This window comes from Intestinimonas massiliensis (ex Afouda et al. 2020) (assembly GCF_001244995.1).
Classification (GTDB): Bacteria; Bacillota; Clostridia; order Oscillospirales; family Oscillospiraceae; genus Intestinimonas; species Intestinimonas massiliensis.
The window spans coordinates 441,520-455,455 of sequence record NZ_LN869528.1; the positions used below are offsets into that span (position 1 = coordinate 441,520).

Below are 13,936 nucleotides of genomic sequence, written 5' to 3' on the forward strand. Positions count from 1 at the left end.
TTTACTGCAGGAATCCATCGAGAATCTTTTCCTCCGCTTCCTCCTCGGTGAGTCCCAAGGTCATGAGCTTCAGGATCTGATCACCGGCGATGCGCCCGATGGCGGCCTCGTGGATGAGCTGGGCGTCAGGGCTCTCGGCGGCAATGGCCGGGATGGACTTGATTTTGGCGTTTCCCATGAGGATGGAGTCGCACTGGACATGGCCGAAGCACCGGGCCTCTCCGATCATCCGGGGATAAAAGACCTGGCGGGATTCGTCCTGGGCCACGGAGCGGGAGATGACCCGGCCGCTGGCATCCTCCCCGGCCAGGACGATGTCCATCTCGGACTCGGCCGTCTGCCTGCCGTGGGTCAGCAGCTTTTCCGTGATGACCCCCTCGCCGCCGGCGCCCACCACAATTTTGGTGTACCGCTTGGTGGAGTCGATGCCCCGGATCTGGGTGGTCTCCATGTGGATGGAGGCCCCCTCCTCCAAGTAGACGATGGTCTGGGGATTCATGATGCGCTCGCCGGTGCCCTCGCCCTCGCCGTAATGCTTCTCCACATAGCGCACCTTGGCGTTTTTCCCCACGTGGAAGGTATGCACACCGTCGTGCTGGCTGGTCTCGCAGCCGGAATTGTGGATGCCGCAGCCGGCGATGATGTCCACATCGCAGTCCGCGCCCACGTAAAAATCGTTGTAGACCAGGTCGTTCAGGCCGGTCTCGGTGATGATGACCGGGATGTGGACCGACTCGTTTTTGGTGCCCGGAGCAATGTGAATGTCGATGCCCGACTTGTCGGTCTTGGTGTCGATGACGATGTGGGCGGTGTTGGACCGCCCGTCCAGCCGCCCGTTCTTCCGGATGTTGTAGGCCCCCATCGGGGTCTTTTCCAGGTCCGCGATCTCCTTGAGGAGCTTCCAGTCCACGTTGTTCACTTCATCGCCCCCTCGTTCATATAGCTGCACCCGGTGACAGTGTTGGCCAGGATCAAGGGGAAAATCTCCTCCTTGGGCCCGTACTGGGTGATCTGGCCGCCGGAGACCATGACGATCTCGTCGGCCAGGTTAATGATGCGCTCCTGGTGGGAGATGACCACCAGCGTGGCGTCCTTCGCGTCATGGAGCTGCTGGAAGGTCTCGGTGAGCCGGGCAAAGGACCACAGGTCGATGCCGGCCTCGGGCTCGTCAAAGATCATGAGTCCGGCCTTCCGGGCCAGGATGGTGGCGATCTCGATGCGCTTGACCTCGCCGCCGGAGAGGGAGGTGTCCACCTCCCGGTCAATATAGTCGTTGGCGCACAGACCCACACGGGTGAGGAACTGGCACTCCTCCTCGTGAGTCAGGCCCTTGCCGGAGGCCAGCTCCAGCAGGTCCTTCACCTTCAGGCCCTTGAACCGGGGGGGCTGCTGAAAGCCGTAGCTGATGCCCCTGCGGGCCCGCTCGGTGACGGAAAGGCCGGTCACATCCTCCCCGTTCCACAGGATCTGTCCGGAGGTGGGCTGTACCAGGCCCATGATGGCCTTGGCCAGGGTGGTCTTGCCGCCGCCGTTGGGGCCGGTGATGACCACAAATCGGTTGTCGGAGATGGTGAGAGACACGTCGTTGAGGATGCCCAGCTCGCCGCCGGCCTCGTCCGTCACCTGATAGGATAGATGCCTGATTTCAAGCATATACGTCTGCTCCTTCTATTTTTATCTTTCGTAAGTGTAAATTGTACCACGGTCCGCCCGCTAATACAAGCGGTTCAGTAGGATAAATTCTCTTTTCCCCTCTCCCGCACCGGGATTTTTTGCTTCAAAATCGGGACCTCCATGGCAGCGGCGCTCTTTCCCGCATAGTATGGACTGAATTTCTATGATTTAGGAGGGCTGATTGAATGGAATGGGATCAGGGGTTCCGGCCCGAACCCGGACCGGGCCTGTGCGGCAGCGACCGCGAGATTTTTGAACGGGTGTGGCGGCGGGTCATGCCCGAAGACCGATATGACTCCCCGGTAATGCTCCTGGGGGAAGAGGCGCCGTGTCCAGCCCCCGCCGTCCCGGCGGCGGCGCCGCCGGCTTCACCGATGCCGTGCCCCACCCTGCCGCCGCCGCTGCCGGGGGTGTCCATCTGCGCCAACCCGGGGCCGATGGAGCCGTCCGGCGGCAACGTGCCCTGCCTGGGGACGGCCTCCGCCGTCCACGGGGCCGAGCTGCAGTCGTTCATCCTGCACGAGCTGATGGACGCCCGGACCTACCAGGCCATGGCCCGGCGGGCTGACCGCTCTGCCGCCCGGACCCTGTCCGGTATCTCCGCCGATGAAAGGCGGCACGCCAAGCGGCTGTCCACCGCCTATTTCCTCATCTCCGGCGTGCGCTACTGGCCGGTAGAGCAGGCGGTGGTCTCCCTGGACCTGCCGCTGGCCGCCCTGCTGCGGCGGCGCTTCTGGGAGGAGCAGGAGGGCGAAGCCGCCTACCGGGCGGCGGCGGCCGCCACGGCGGACCCCTGCCTGCAGGAGCTCTACATAGAGCTGGCGGAGGATGAAAATTCCCACGCCTGGCTCCTGCGGGGGATTCTGGAGGCCATGTAGGCCCGGCCCCGCGTCCCCCTGGGGGGTGCATCCAATCAGGGGGACCGCAGTCCCCCTGATTGGTCGCTTTAAGGGGTTGGGTCCGGGGAAGGGGGAACTCGAAAGCCCCCTTCCCCGGCGCTTTTCCCGCCCCTTTTCCGGAAAAGGGGCGCCGCCGGAGGCTACCCCTCCCGAGGCGTCCAGTGCGGGCAGGTCTGGTCCTTGGTGCGCTTTTTGATCCGGGGGTACTTGCAGTGTCCGCAGTCCACCTCGTGGTATCCCTTGCCCCATTTACGGTAGTGCTGGGCAAAGTATTTGCAGGTCCCGCAGGTCTTTTCCATATACACCACCTCCGCCATAAGTATATACCATGTATGTACCATATGTAAACCACTTGTTGCAAAAAAGTGGGCATGATATAGTACATATATAGTACAGGGGGAGGCTACATAATGGGTGAAGCTCAATTAGTGAACCGGACCAAATTTGTTTCTTCCTTAAAAAATGAGCTGGTGCCTCTGTTTAACCAGCTTTCTGCGGATACCAGAGTACCAAAATCCCGCCTTTTGGACGAGGCCATTGAGGACCTGCTCAAAAAATACGAAAAAAGGAGGGCGCTCGACTGAGCGCCCTCCTTTTTTCATTCAGATCTTCGCCTCATTGGACTGGAATGCCTCCAGGGCCTCCTGGTCCTCCTCGCGCTTCTCCTCAATGGCCTGCTGGAGGAGCATATCCTTCACCTTCATCAGGCGAATGGTGGCGGCGCGCTCGTTTTCGTCCAGCTTCATGGAGATATACTTGATGGACTCCTCCATCTGGGGGATCTTCACATACTCCAGGGCGTTGACCCGGCGGCGGGTCTTTTCGATCTCCTCCGCCAAAAGCTGAGAGGTCTTTTCCACCTCCGCCAGGCGCAGCATATCCTGGAACACCCCCGCCAGCGCGTCCACGGCGTCGTCCAGGGCGCCGGAGGTGGCGGCGAAGCCATAGGGATAGATGTCCCCCTGGTCCTCGTTTTTGGTCTTGAAGTGGTACTCGGGCACGTTGACCGACATGATGTTCTGGAAGCTCATGGTCAGGTCCACGGACTGTTTGGGGTACATGAGGGACTGCTCCAGCATCTCGGTGGACATGAGGGCGGAGGCCACGGTAAAAGACCCGTGGGCCCGCATCAGAGCTTCCTCCACCTTGGCGCGCAGGGCCCGGTTCTCCCGCACCACGTCCAGGAACTGCTTCATCAGCTCGTCCCGCTTATCCTTCAGGAGCTTATGGCCCCGGCGGGCCGTTTTCAGGCGGCCCTTCAGCCGGGTCAGCTCCATCCGGGTGGGGTTTACGTTGATCGCCGGCATACCTTACCCCTCCTTTTTCGGGAGGTACTTCTCGATCATCTCCGGCTTGATGCGCTTGAGCTCGGAGGTGGGCAGGATGGAGAGGAGCTCCCAGCCCAGGTCCAGGGTCTCCTGGATGGAGCGGTTCTCCTCGCTCCCCTGGTTGACATAGCGCTTCTCGAATTCGTCGGCGAACTTGGCGTACAGCAGGTCGGTGGGGGACAGGGCGGCCTCGCCCAGGATGCTCATCAGCTCCTTGTTCTCCTTGCCGGTGGCGTAGGCGGCGAAGAGCTGGTTCATGGTCCCGGCGTGGTCCTCTCGGGTACGGCCCTCGCCGATGCCCTTGTCCTTCAGACGGGACAGGGAGGGCAGCACGTCCACCGGCGGGTTGATGCCCTTGCGGTACAGCTCCCGGGACAGGATGATCTGTCCCTCGGTGATGTAGCCGGTCAGGTCGGGGATGGGGTGGGTCTTGTCGTCCTCGGGCATGGTGAGGATGGGGATCATAGTGATGGAGCCCTCGCAGCCCAGGCGGCGGCCGGCCCGCTCGTACATGGTGGCCAGGTCGGTGTAGAGGTAGCCGGGGTAGCCGCGGCGGCCGGGGACCTCTTTCTTGGCTGCGGAGACCTCGCGCAGGGCCTCGGCGTAGTTGGTGATGTCGGTGAGGATGACCAGCACGTGCATGCCCTTCTCAAAGGCCAGGTACTCGGCGGCGGTCAGGGCCATGCGGGGGGTGGCAATACGCTCGACGGCCGGGTCGTTGGCCAGGTTGGTAAACAGCACGGTGCGGTCGATGGCGCCGGTGCGGCGGAAGTCCTGGATGAAGAAGTCGGACTCCTCGAAGGTGATGCCGATGGCGGCAAAGACCACGGCAAAGTTGGACGCGCCGTCCAGCACCTTGGCCTGGCGGGCGATCTGGGCGGCCAGGGAGGCGTGGGGCAGGCCGGAGCCGGAAAAGATGGGCAGCTTCTGGCCGCGGACCAGGGTATTCAGGCCGTCGATGGTGGAGATGCCCGTCTGGATGAACTCGTTGGGGTAGTCCCGGGCGGCGGGGTTCATGGCCAGGCCGTTGATGTCCCGGTGCTCCTCGGCCAGGATGTCAGGGCCGCCGTCGATGGGCTTGCCCATGCCGTTGAAGACCCGGCCCAGCATGTCGCCGGACACGGCCAGCTCCAGGGGGTGGCCCAGGAAGCGGATCTTGGAGTCCTTCAGATTGATGCCGGCGGAGGGCTCGAAGAGCTGGACCACGGCGTTGTCGCCGTTGACCTCCAGCACCTTGCAGCGGCGCAGAGTGCCGTCGGGGAGCTCGATCTCGCCCAGCTCGTCGTAGGTGACGCCCTGGACCTTCTTGACCATCATCAGAGGGCCGTTGATCTCCTGTATGGTGCGGTATTCACGGATCATCAGAATTCCCCTCCCTTCGCGGCTGCGGCGTCGATCTGGTCGGCCATGTCCTTGCGGATGGCCTCATAGACCATGGGGTACTCCGCCTCGGGCACGCTCTTGGCCCGGCCGATGCGCTCCCGGGCGGGGATGTCGAACAGGGCGGAGGCAGCGGCCCCCTTGGCAATGGCGGCCCGGCAGAGCTTGTCGTACTCCAGAATCATGGCCATCAGCTTTTCCTGCCGGTCATAGGAGGAGTAGTTGTCAATGTCCATAAAGGAGTTCTGCTGGAGGAAGTCCTCCCGCAGCATCTTGGCGGTCTCCAGGGTGAGCTGATCGTTGGGGGACAGGGCGTCCTTACCGACGAGCTGCACGATCTCGTTCAGGCTGGCCTCCTCCTGGAGGATGTTCATGGCCCGCTCCCGGTTCTGCAAAAACTCCTTGCCCAGGTGCTCGTCGAACCAGGGCTTCAGGGAGTCCAGATACAGGGAATAGGAGTTCAGCCAGTTGATGGCGGGGAAGTGGCGGCGGTAGGCCAGAGAGGCGTCCAGGGCCCAGAACACCTTGACGATGCGCATGGTAGCCTGGCTGACGGGCTCGGACAGGTCGCCGCCGGGAGGGGAGACCGCGCCCACTGCGGTCAGGGAGCCCCGGCGCTCGTCGTCGGAGCCCAGGCACTCCACCATGCCGGCCCGCTCGTAGAACTGGGCCAGGCGGGAAGACAGGTAGGCGGGGTAGCCCTCCTCGCCGGGCATCTCTTCCAGACGGCCGGACATCTCGCGCAGAGCCTCGGCCCAGCGTGAGGTGGAGTCGGCGATGACGGCCACGTGGTAGCCCATGTCGCGGAAGTACTCGGCGATGGTGATGCCGGTGTAGATGGATGCCTCACGGGCGGCCACGGGCATGTCGGAGGTGTTGGCGATCAGCACGGTCCGCTTCATCAGGGACTCGCCGGTGCGGGGGTCCTGGAGCTCGGGGAACTCCCGGAGCACGTCGGTCATCTCGTTGCCGCGCTCGCCGCAGCCGATGTAGATGACGATGTCCACGTCGGACCACTTGGCTAGCTGGTGCTGCATCACCGTCTTGCCTGAGCCGAAGGGGCCGGGGATGGCCGCGGTGCCGCCCTTGGCCACGGGAAACAGAGTGTCCACGATGCGCTGGCCGGACAGCAGGGGGGCCTTGGGGGGATATTTGTGCTTATAGGGCCGGCCCACGCGGACGGGCCACTTCTGGGTCATGGTGAGCTCCACCTTGGAGCCGTCGTCCTTCTTCAGCACGGCCACAGTCTGGGTCACGTTGAACTTGCCGGCCTGGATGGACTCCACGGTGCCGGACAGGCGGGGGGGCACCATGATCTTGTGCAGCACTACGGCGGTCTCCTGGACGGTGCCCAGGATGTCGCCGCCGGTGACCTTGTCGCCCGGCTTGGCCACGGGCACAAAGTCCCACAGCTTCTCCCGGTCCAGGGCGGGGACCTCCACGCCGCGCTCCAGGGTGTTCTTGCCGGTCTGCTTCATGATGACCTCCAGCGGGCGCTGGATGCCGTCGTAGATGTTCTCGATGATGCCGGGGCCCAGCTCCACCGACAGGGGAGAGCCGGTGGACTCCACCGCCGCGCCCGGCCCCAGGCCGGAGGTCTCCTCGTAGACCTGGATGGAGGCGGAGTCGCCGTTCATGGTGAGGATCTCGCCGATGAGGCGCTGCTCACCCACGCGGACCACGTCGGCCATATTGGCGTCTTCCAGGCCCGTGGCTACCACCAGCGGTCCCGAAACCTTGACAATCTTTCCGCTCAAATATATCGACCTTCTTTCTCGTCAGGGCAGGCTGTGCATCCCTCGCCTCGGCGCAGACGCCAAGGCTCATTCGCCCGGCTGCCCCTCCTCTCCCCAACGAAATCTCGTGGCTTCGCCGGGGGTCCCATTCTTAAAATCGGGGGCGGCTCACGCCGCACTTCCTATAAAATGTCTGCGCCCACCGCGCGCTCCACGGATTTCTTCACGTTGTCCATGCCGATGCCCAGGCTGCCGCTCTTGCCGGGGATCAGGATGATGGCAGGGGTCAGGTCGTCCTTGTAACGGGCAATCTCGGGGGCGAGCCCCTGGGCCAGCTGCTCGGTCAGGTAGACGATGGCATAGCTCTCCCGGGCCAGCCGGTGGAGGGTCTCGCGGCCCTCCTCCACCGTCTCGGCGGGGAACACGTCCAGGCCCAGGGCCTTAAAGCCCAGGACGCTGTCCTGATCGCCCAGCACGGCGATCTTATAGTGGTCAGACATAGCTATCACGCAGCCTTTCCCGGATGGCGTCCGTATCCAGGCCCGCCAGCCGTCCGGTCAGGATGATCCGGATGGTGGTGAGCTCTGCCTCCCGGGCATAGAGGTAGCCGATGAGGGGGTGCTCCCCGAAGGCCACCCGCTTGCCCTGGGTCAGATAAGCGGTGACGGCGTTGTCGCACAGCCGCTCAAACTCGGTGAGGGGTCCGCCCTCCATGGCCTTGGCTCCGGCCTCCGCCGCCCCCTCCAGGGGGGTCCGGGCAAAGACGCCCGCCAGGTCGGCGCCACCGGTGGCCGCCGCGATGAGGCTGTCCAGCTTCACATTGCCGCCCTGAATGAGCACCCGTTTGAGAAAATCAGCGCCCCGGCCCATGCGGGCCGAGCGGACCGCCGAGCGCAGGTTGGCGCTGTCGATGCTCAGGCGCACATAGCCCTCCAGGAACCGGCTGTTCACCGACCGGGCGGCCTGGAGCATCTCCTCGTAGTAAGCCCGGTCCAGGATCAGGTCGGCGGCCTGGGGGTCGGCGCTGGAGGCCAGCACGCCCCGGGCCTCGGCCACGGCCTGCCGGAACACTGGAGTGCAGTGGTCCAGGTCCTCCCGCTCGAAGTCCTCCCGGAGCTGCCGGACAGGGCAGCGCCCGGCGTCGATGAAGAGTCCGGCCGGGTCGGTCCCCATGGCGGCCGCCTTGAGCAGCACCTTGGCGTTGTGATAATCATACTTGATGCAGAACACGTCCACGATGCCCGGGTCGGGCGACGCCTTCCGCAGATCAGCAAAGAGCTCCAGCCGGGCCTGGTCCAGCAGGTGCTCGATGGCGGCGGGGGTGAGGGCGGGGAAGTCCTCATAGCCGCACTCCGTGAGCACCTTGGCCGCGTCCTCGGCGGTACGGGCGTCCAGCATCCGCTCCATCCGTTCCCGGGTCAGCATCCGGTTCTCCATGGCGTGGATGCGCGCGGAGATGTAGAGATAGTCGTATTCGCTTCTTTTTTTCGCCACTTGGCGCCCTCCTTTCCGTCCGGTGAGGGACCGTTATTCAAAAAGCGCCCTTGCCACTTCCGCGGCCAGGTCCTCCTTCTGGAGGTGGATGAGCACCTCGAAGGAGCAGTTGGTCTCCACCTTGTCGTCCCGGAGGATGAGGCCGCCCGCCATGGGACGGGTCTCTTCGGCCATGGTGAGCATCCCGGTACCGGCCAGCACGGCCGAGGCTCCGGTGACCACCTTGTCCAGCACGGCGCCCGCCTTGGTCTCGGTCAGCTCGTCGGGGAGCTTGGGGGCCACCTGCCGGGCTAGGATCTCGTTGGCCCGTGTGACCACCGCCTTGCCGAAGCGGGACCGGTCCTTCTGGGAGAAGATGACCTGCTCCCGGCCCGTGCGGCTGGCCTTGACGGCCAGATCGGCCAGCAGAGCCACGTACTGCTCGTCGGGCAGGGCCGCCAGATCGGCCAGGGCCTTGTCAAAGGCCTTGCCTACCATCTCCTGCTTGGCGGCCAGGACCAGCTTACGGGCCTCGAGCTGGGCCACGCTGGCCAGCCGCTCCTCCCGCTGCGCGGCGTCCTGCGTCCCCTTTTGGAGGATGGCGCCGGAGTCGCTTTTGGCCTGCTCCTCATATTTGGCGGAGATCTCCGCCGCCTGGGCCTGGGCCTGGGCGGTCAGCTCGTCGATCTCCTTCTGGACATCGGCGTCGATCTGACCTGTGATCTTTTCGATTCCGTTCATTCGGTTACCGCCTTTCCCCATTAAAGGGCGTTCATCAGCAGCAGCACGGAGGCCAGCAGGGACAGGATGGCGTAGAACTCCACGATGCCGCAGAGAATGATGCCCTTGGCCCAGTCGTCGGGCTTTTTAGCCACCACATTGATGGCGGAGGCGGCCACGCGGCCCTGGTACTTGGCGGACAGCCAGCCGCCGATGGCCATGGGGATGCAGGAGACAAAGATGGTCAGGCCCTGGGTCACGGTCAGGGGCACGATCCCCCCGGAGAAGGCGCCCATGGTGAACAGGGCGAAGAACCAGATGACCAGGCCGTACAGGCCCTGAGTGCCGGGGAGCACCTGCAGGATCAGGCACTTGGAGAAGTGCTCGGGAGCCTCGGTGAGCAGGCCGGTGGCCGCTTCGCCCACCATGCCGGTGCCCCTTGCGGAGCCGACGCAGCACAGGCCCACCGCCAGCGCCGCGCCCAGGAAAGCCAGGCCAATTCCGCCAAACGCCTCAAAAAATTCCAACATGTTATTATTCCTCCTTAATATCAACATATTTGGTGTGAATGAACAGGGGTCGGAAGGGCTTTCCGCCCTCCTTGTAGAACCGTCCGAAGAACTCCAGACACTGGAGCCGCAGGTCATGGACGTAGCAGCCCAGCAGGTTGAGGGCGAAGTTGAGCATATTGCCGATGAAGGAGATGATGACAAAGCCCACCACATTGCCGGTGACGGAGCCCAAGGTGTTAAACACCTGGGCGATGACGCTGCCGGCCAGCATCAGGGCCATCAGGCGGGCGTAGGACAGGATGTCGCTGAAAAAGCCGGTGGCGCCGTTATAGACCGCGCCGATGAGGGCGGTCAGCTTGCCGAAGCCCTTGGCGTTGCGGGTGGAACCGATGACCAGCATCACCAGGCCCACGATCAGCACCACGGGGTAGCCGCCCACGCTGCCGATGCCCAGGATGGCCAGGGCCGCGCCGCCCAGGATGATCCACCAGGTGACCTCGCTCCAGATGGCGTCGGCCACGTCCCCGGTCTGGACCTTCCGCACCACACTGATGATCATACCCGTGATGATCTGGATCAGGCCCAGCACCAGCGAGCCGATCAGGATCGCCAGGGTGTCGTTCAGCGGGGTGAACAGAGCGGGCAGCGCAAGGGTGCTGGCCGGATTGATGATCTTGGCGATCTGGGGGATGAAGTCCCCGAAGAAGCCGCCGGTCAGCGCGCCCATGAGGAAGGTGCTGATGCCGCACAGCAGCAGCAGTCCGGCGAAGTCCGCCATGCCGTCCTTGGGCTTCATCTTGTAGATGACCACCAGGGCGGCGGCCACCATCAGGATGCCGTAGCCCATATCCGCCATCATCAATCCGAAGAAGAAGATGAAGAAGGGGGCCATCAGCGGGTTGGGGTCCACGCCGTCGTAGGCGGGGAGCACATACATGTTGGTGACCATGTTCAGGGGCCTGGTCAGTTTGTTGTTCTTGAGCTTGATGGGGACTTGAGGGTACTCCTCCGGCGCGGGGTCGTTGGCCTCCCAAGCGGCGGGGTACTGCCCCAGCACCTTTTCCAGGGCGGGGAGATTTTCCGCCGGGACCCAGCCCTCGAAGAAGATGGTGGCCTGGGACTGCAAAAGCCGGCCCTTGTACTCCTCCCGCTGGATCTCCTGGGTCATGCGGTCAATGCACAGCTTGATGTCCTCCCGATGGGGGACCAGGGCCGCGATGGCGCTTTTCGCCTCCTCCAGCTCGCCCTCCAGCCGGCGCAACTCCCCCTCCAGCCGGTCGGTGTTCTCCCGGGCGGTGCCGGTCCAGCCCCGCAGGGAGGAGCGCGAAAAGCCAAATTTTTTCAGCGTCTCGAAGGCGGTCTCCTCGGCGCTGCGGTGGCATAGGATCAATACGTACTGGAATTCCCGGTCCTTGCCGGCGGGGATCACCTCCACCAGCTCCGTGGCCTCCTCCAGCGCCTGTTTCACCGTATCCAGGGCGACGGTGGACATCACCGCGCCGAAGGTGGCGGACACCTCCCGGGTACCGGTGGTCTCCAGGGGGATGTCCAGCTCCAGCCAGGGGGTCAGGGCGGCCTTCTGTGCCCGGAGCTTGCCCTGTTCGTTCTGGATGGCGGAGATCCGCTTTTCCTGGGCGTTGACCGCCTGGGCCGCCTCCATGGCGGAGGCGCGCAGCCCTTCGTCGAAGAGCTGCCCCTCGGTGACCTCCGGCCGGGCCTGTAGCAGCCCCCCCTTCTCCTTGCCGATCCCCTTCAGCGTGTTCAGGGCGGCGTTCAGGAGGGCGGCGTCCGCCTTGACCCGGGCCAGGCCCGCGTCGTCTACCCGGGTCAGGGCCGCCCAGTCGGGGTCCGCCAGCTTGTCGGTGGGTTCGCTGATCTCCACGCAGCCCAGGTGCTGGAGCTGCCGGAGAAGGGTCTCCCGGTCCGCGGCCATGCCGAACAGGCGAATGTGTTTCATTTTGACGATGGACATATTAGACTCCCACTACCCTTCTGATAATGAGTGCCGCCGCGTCCTCCAACTTTCCTTCCGCCGCCCGGCGAAGGTCATCGCAGGACCGCCGCGTTTCCTCCATGACGGTCTCTGTGTGTTTGGCAGCCGCCTCCTCTGCCCGGGTCATCATCTGTCTGGCCTGGGCCTCGGCATCGGTCCGCGCCGCGGCCACCCGCTCCTTGCCCGCCCGCTCGGCGTCGGACACCAGCTTTTTGGCCGCCTCCACCGCCTCTGCCTTGCGTTGAAGAGCTCTCTGCTCGGTCTCCGTCACCATTTGGACTGCTTCCAGGGACATGTTATCACCGCCTTTCAATCTCGCTTCCATGGTATAATGCCTCCCATGATAATTAGCATCATACCTTATTCCTTTCGGAATTGCAACCTTGCCTTTTGCAGGCTCTTGTGCAGTTTTGTGCATTTTTTCTTCGCACTCAGTTGTTTCGTTCTACTTTATGGAACAGCAGTACCGGTTTTGAAAAGAAGGCGCACGGGATGCCCCGCGCGCCCTTTTTTAGGATTCCATTTTTTGTTTAACTCATACAAATCTGGCCCTCTTTTTTTCACGGCCAGCACACCCAACTCCGATCCTTGGCACCGGGCTCGTCCTGCACGGACACCAAATGGACCTCCGGCTCCTCGAAGCCCACGGTTTCCAAGCGTTCCACGCACTGTGCCCAGCCGGCTCCGATTCCGCGCACCCAGAGGCGGTCGGCGCTCTGCGCCAGGGCGGCCACGGTCTGACCCGACCGCTCGTCCTTGCCCTTCTCCAGCGTGTCCCGATCGGTAGCCACGGAGAGCCGGACTTCCGGGTAGTCGCTCAGGGCTTCCTCTACTTCCTTGTAGAATTCACCAATGACGGTCGAGAACTGCGCTCTGTCATAGGCGGCGCCCGGCTTGATATAGCCCAGGTTGCCCTGGGTGGGGTAGCCGGCGTTGTCCAGCAGGATCTCGTCAAAGCCCAGGGCGGCCAGTTCGGCGCACACCCCGGCCACATACTGCCGCACCGTCTGGCTGGTGGGGCTGGACCACTTGAGCCCCTCGGGGTCGGTCCAGCGATAGCCGCTGTTGGTGGTGATATTCAGGCTCCGGTCGGCGTCGGAGAGCTTGTCATCCTTAAAGCAGGAGACCCGTGCCACGGTATAGAGCCCTTCCCGGCCGTTGAGCTCCCGGATGGCGGCGTTGCGGTCCGGGTCCGCCGAAGAGGCCCCGGCACGGACGGCCAGATCCAGCGCCGAAACATAGGCCAGGGAGCCATCGTCCCCTTTCATATCAAAGAGGGCGGCCTGCGCCCCGGCCTCCGCCAGCCGGTCCTCCGCAGTGCCGTCGGAAAGGGCCTCCCGGGGCAGCAGGGCGGCGTGGAGGTATTCCGGCGCAGGGGCCTCCGGGGTGACCACCACCACTGTGGGGCTGACCGCCGGGGACTCCCATTCTGCAGAGGGGCTTGCAGAAGGGGTATTTTGTTCCGTCCACGGGAACACTAGCCTTCCCCCCTCAGACGAGTAAACCATAAATTGTTGTAGCCAGAGCAATGCAGCTACCGTCAGCACCAGCACCGCCGCCAACAGGGCGATGATCCATTTCAGTACGCTGCGGAGGGGAGAGCGGCCGCGGTAAGAATCATAGCCGTAATTCTTTCTCATCTCAACTTCATCCTTTGATCGCAAGCGGATGTTCATCGGTCGGGCGGAAGCAGTATATCACGGCGAGCCGCAAAAGGAAAGAGAAGGCTCTTCCCGGCGGCTATTCTGTGGCCTCCCAGGCCAGCAGGGCCTCATCCAGGCGAGACAGCGCCGCGATGATCTGGTCCTTTTCCCTCTCCGTCAGGGTATCCATCACAGAGGAAAAGTATCCCCCCACGTCGGTCTCGGTCTTTTTCCGGAGCTGTTCATACCGGGCGGTGGCGGCCACGTAGATGACCCTGCGGTCCTCACCGGAGCGCTCCCGGCGGGCCAGCTCCAGCTTTTCCAGCCGGTCCACGATGCCGGAGACGGTGGAATTGGCGCTGCCCGTCCGCTCGGCCAGAGCGCTGATGGGCATGGGGCCCTCCTCACCCAGCACGGTGAGCACCAGCGCCTGTGGAAAGGTCAGGTGCAGCCGTCCAAAATGCTCCCGAAAGAGACGGGACATGTGCTGTGTCACCTTGAGGTATCGCATCAGAATATCGCCGGAACCCTTCATGTCTGCCGCTCCCTTCTGGCCGACTGCTTCAAATACGAACAAA

Annotated in this window: 16 protein-coding genes; 2 read left to right on the top strand and 14 right to left on the bottom strand. The window is 63.7% G+C overall.

The window, feature by feature from the left end; translation table 11 throughout:
* Nucleotide 1: 1 nt before the first annotated feature.
* Both BN2154_RS02330 and BN2154_RS02335 read right to left on the bottom strand, forming a co-directional pair.
* Complete coding sequence (locus BN2154_RS02330; protein ID WP_050617258.1) at nucleotides 2–919, bottom strand: SufB/SufD family protein; 918 nt, start codon at nucleotides 917–919, stop codon at nucleotides 2–4.
* Entirely contained in the window at nucleotides 916–1,653 is a 738-nt protein-coding gene (locus BN2154_RS02335) for an ABC transporter ATP-binding protein (RefSeq protein WP_050617259.1), read from the bottom strand. The genes BN2154_RS02330 and BN2154_RS02335 overlap by 4 nt, the downstream gene beginning before the upstream one ends.
* 206 nt (nucleotides 1,654–1,859) lie before the next feature.
* Between BN2154_RS02335 and BN2154_RS02340 the strand changes: the two genes are divergently transcribed.
* Nucleotides 1,860–2,552, top strand: a complete 693-nt coding sequence (locus BN2154_RS02340) for a ferritin family protein (protein WP_050617260.1) — start codon at nucleotides 1,860–1,862, stop codon at nucleotides 2,550–2,552.
* Nucleotides 2,553–2,713: 161 nt separating this feature from the next.
* Here BN2154_RS02340 and BN2154_RS15640 read toward each other — a convergent pair whose 3' ends face one another.
* A complete protein-coding gene (locus BN2154_RS15640) occupies nucleotides 2,714–2,872 on the bottom strand; it encodes a hypothetical protein (protein WP_195892305.1) in 159 nt (52 codons plus the stop codon).
* 111 nt (nucleotides 2,873–2,983) lie between these two features.
* Here BN2154_RS15640 and BN2154_RS15050 point away from each other — a divergent pair, with 111 nt between their 5' ends.
* Nucleotides 2,984–3,157, top strand: a complete 174-nt coding sequence (locus tag BN2154_RS15050) for a ribbon-helix-helix domain-containing protein (protein ID WP_094762316.1) — start codon at nucleotides 2,984–2,986, stop codon at nucleotides 3,155–3,157.
* Nucleotides 3,158–3,175: 18 nt separating this feature from the next.
* Here the strand turns inward: BN2154_RS15050 and BN2154_RS02345 are convergent, their stop codons facing one another.
* The 11 genes from BN2154_RS02345 to BN2154_RS02395 form a co-directional block, all read right to left on the bottom strand.
* Nucleotides 3,176–3,880, bottom strand: coding sequence for a V-type ATP synthase subunit D (locus BN2154_RS02345; RefSeq protein WP_050617261.1), 705 nt, complete (start codon nucleotides 3,878–3,880; stop codon nucleotides 3,176–3,178).
* Nucleotides 3,881–3,883: 3 nt separating this feature from the next.
* Nucleotides 3,884–5,263: a V-type ATP synthase subunit B gene (locus BN2154_RS02350; RefSeq protein ID WP_050617262.1), complete on the bottom strand. Its 1,380-nt coding sequence runs from the start codon at nucleotides 5,261–5,263 to the stop codon at nucleotides 3,884–3,886.
* Nucleotides 5,263–7,038: a V-type ATP synthase subunit A gene (locus BN2154_RS02355; protein ID WP_094762317.1), complete on the bottom strand. Its 1,776-nt coding sequence runs from the start codon at nucleotides 7,036–7,038 to the stop codon at nucleotides 5,263–5,265. The genes BN2154_RS02350 and BN2154_RS02355 overlap by 1 nt, the downstream gene beginning before the upstream one ends.
* Nucleotides 7,039–7,199: 161 nt before the next feature.
* Nucleotides 7,200–7,517 (bottom strand): V-type ATP synthase subunit F, encoded by a 318-nt coding sequence (locus tag BN2154_RS02360; RefSeq protein WP_050617264.1) that lies wholly within the window; start codon nucleotides 7,515–7,517, stop codon nucleotides 7,200–7,202.
* The gene (locus BN2154_RS02365; protein ID WP_242853669.1) at nucleotides 7,510–8,511 is read right to left on the bottom strand and encodes a V-type ATPase subunit; all 1,002 of its coding nucleotides are present in this window, start codon (nucleotides 8,509–8,511) and stop codon (nucleotides 7,510–7,512) included. The genes BN2154_RS02360 and BN2154_RS02365 overlap by 8 nt, the downstream gene beginning before the upstream one ends.
* A gap of 33 nt (nucleotides 8,512–8,544) precedes the next feature.
* Nucleotides 8,545–9,231, bottom strand: a complete 687-nt coding sequence (locus tag BN2154_RS02370; protein WP_050617265.1) for a V-type ATP synthase subunit E — start codon at nucleotides 9,229–9,231, stop codon at nucleotides 8,545–8,547.
* A gap of 20 nt (nucleotides 9,232–9,251) precedes the next feature.
* Nucleotides 9,252–9,740, bottom strand: coding sequence for a V-type ATP synthase subunit K (locus tag BN2154_RS02375; RefSeq protein WP_050617266.1), 489 nt, complete (start codon nucleotides 9,738–9,740; stop codon nucleotides 9,252–9,254).
* A 4-nt stretch (nucleotides 9,741–9,744) separates the two neighbouring features.
* A complete protein-coding gene (locus BN2154_RS02380) occupies nucleotides 9,745–11,694 on the bottom strand; it encodes a V-type ATP synthase subunit I (protein ID WP_050617267.1) in 1,950 nt (649 codons plus the stop codon).
* A 1-nt stretch (nucleotide 11,695) separates the two neighbouring features.
* Entirely contained in the window at nucleotides 11,696–12,040 is a 345-nt protein-coding gene (locus BN2154_RS02385; protein WP_242853670.1) for a hypothetical protein, read from the bottom strand.
* A gap of 235 nt (nucleotides 12,041–12,275) precedes the next feature.
* The gene (locus tag BN2154_RS02390) at nucleotides 12,276–13,355 is read right to left on the bottom strand and encodes a putative glycoside hydrolase (protein ID WP_195892299.1); all 1,080 of its coding nucleotides are present in this window, start codon (nucleotides 13,353–13,355) and stop codon (nucleotides 12,276–12,278) included.
* A gap of 100 nt (nucleotides 13,356–13,455) precedes the next feature.
* On the bottom strand, nucleotides 13,456–13,935 hold the full coding sequence (locus tag BN2154_RS02395) for a MarR family winged helix-turn-helix transcriptional regulator (RefSeq protein ID WP_242853671.1): 480 nt from the start codon (nucleotides 13,933–13,935) through the stop codon (nucleotides 13,456–13,458).
* Nucleotide 13,936 lies beyond the last annotated feature (1 nt).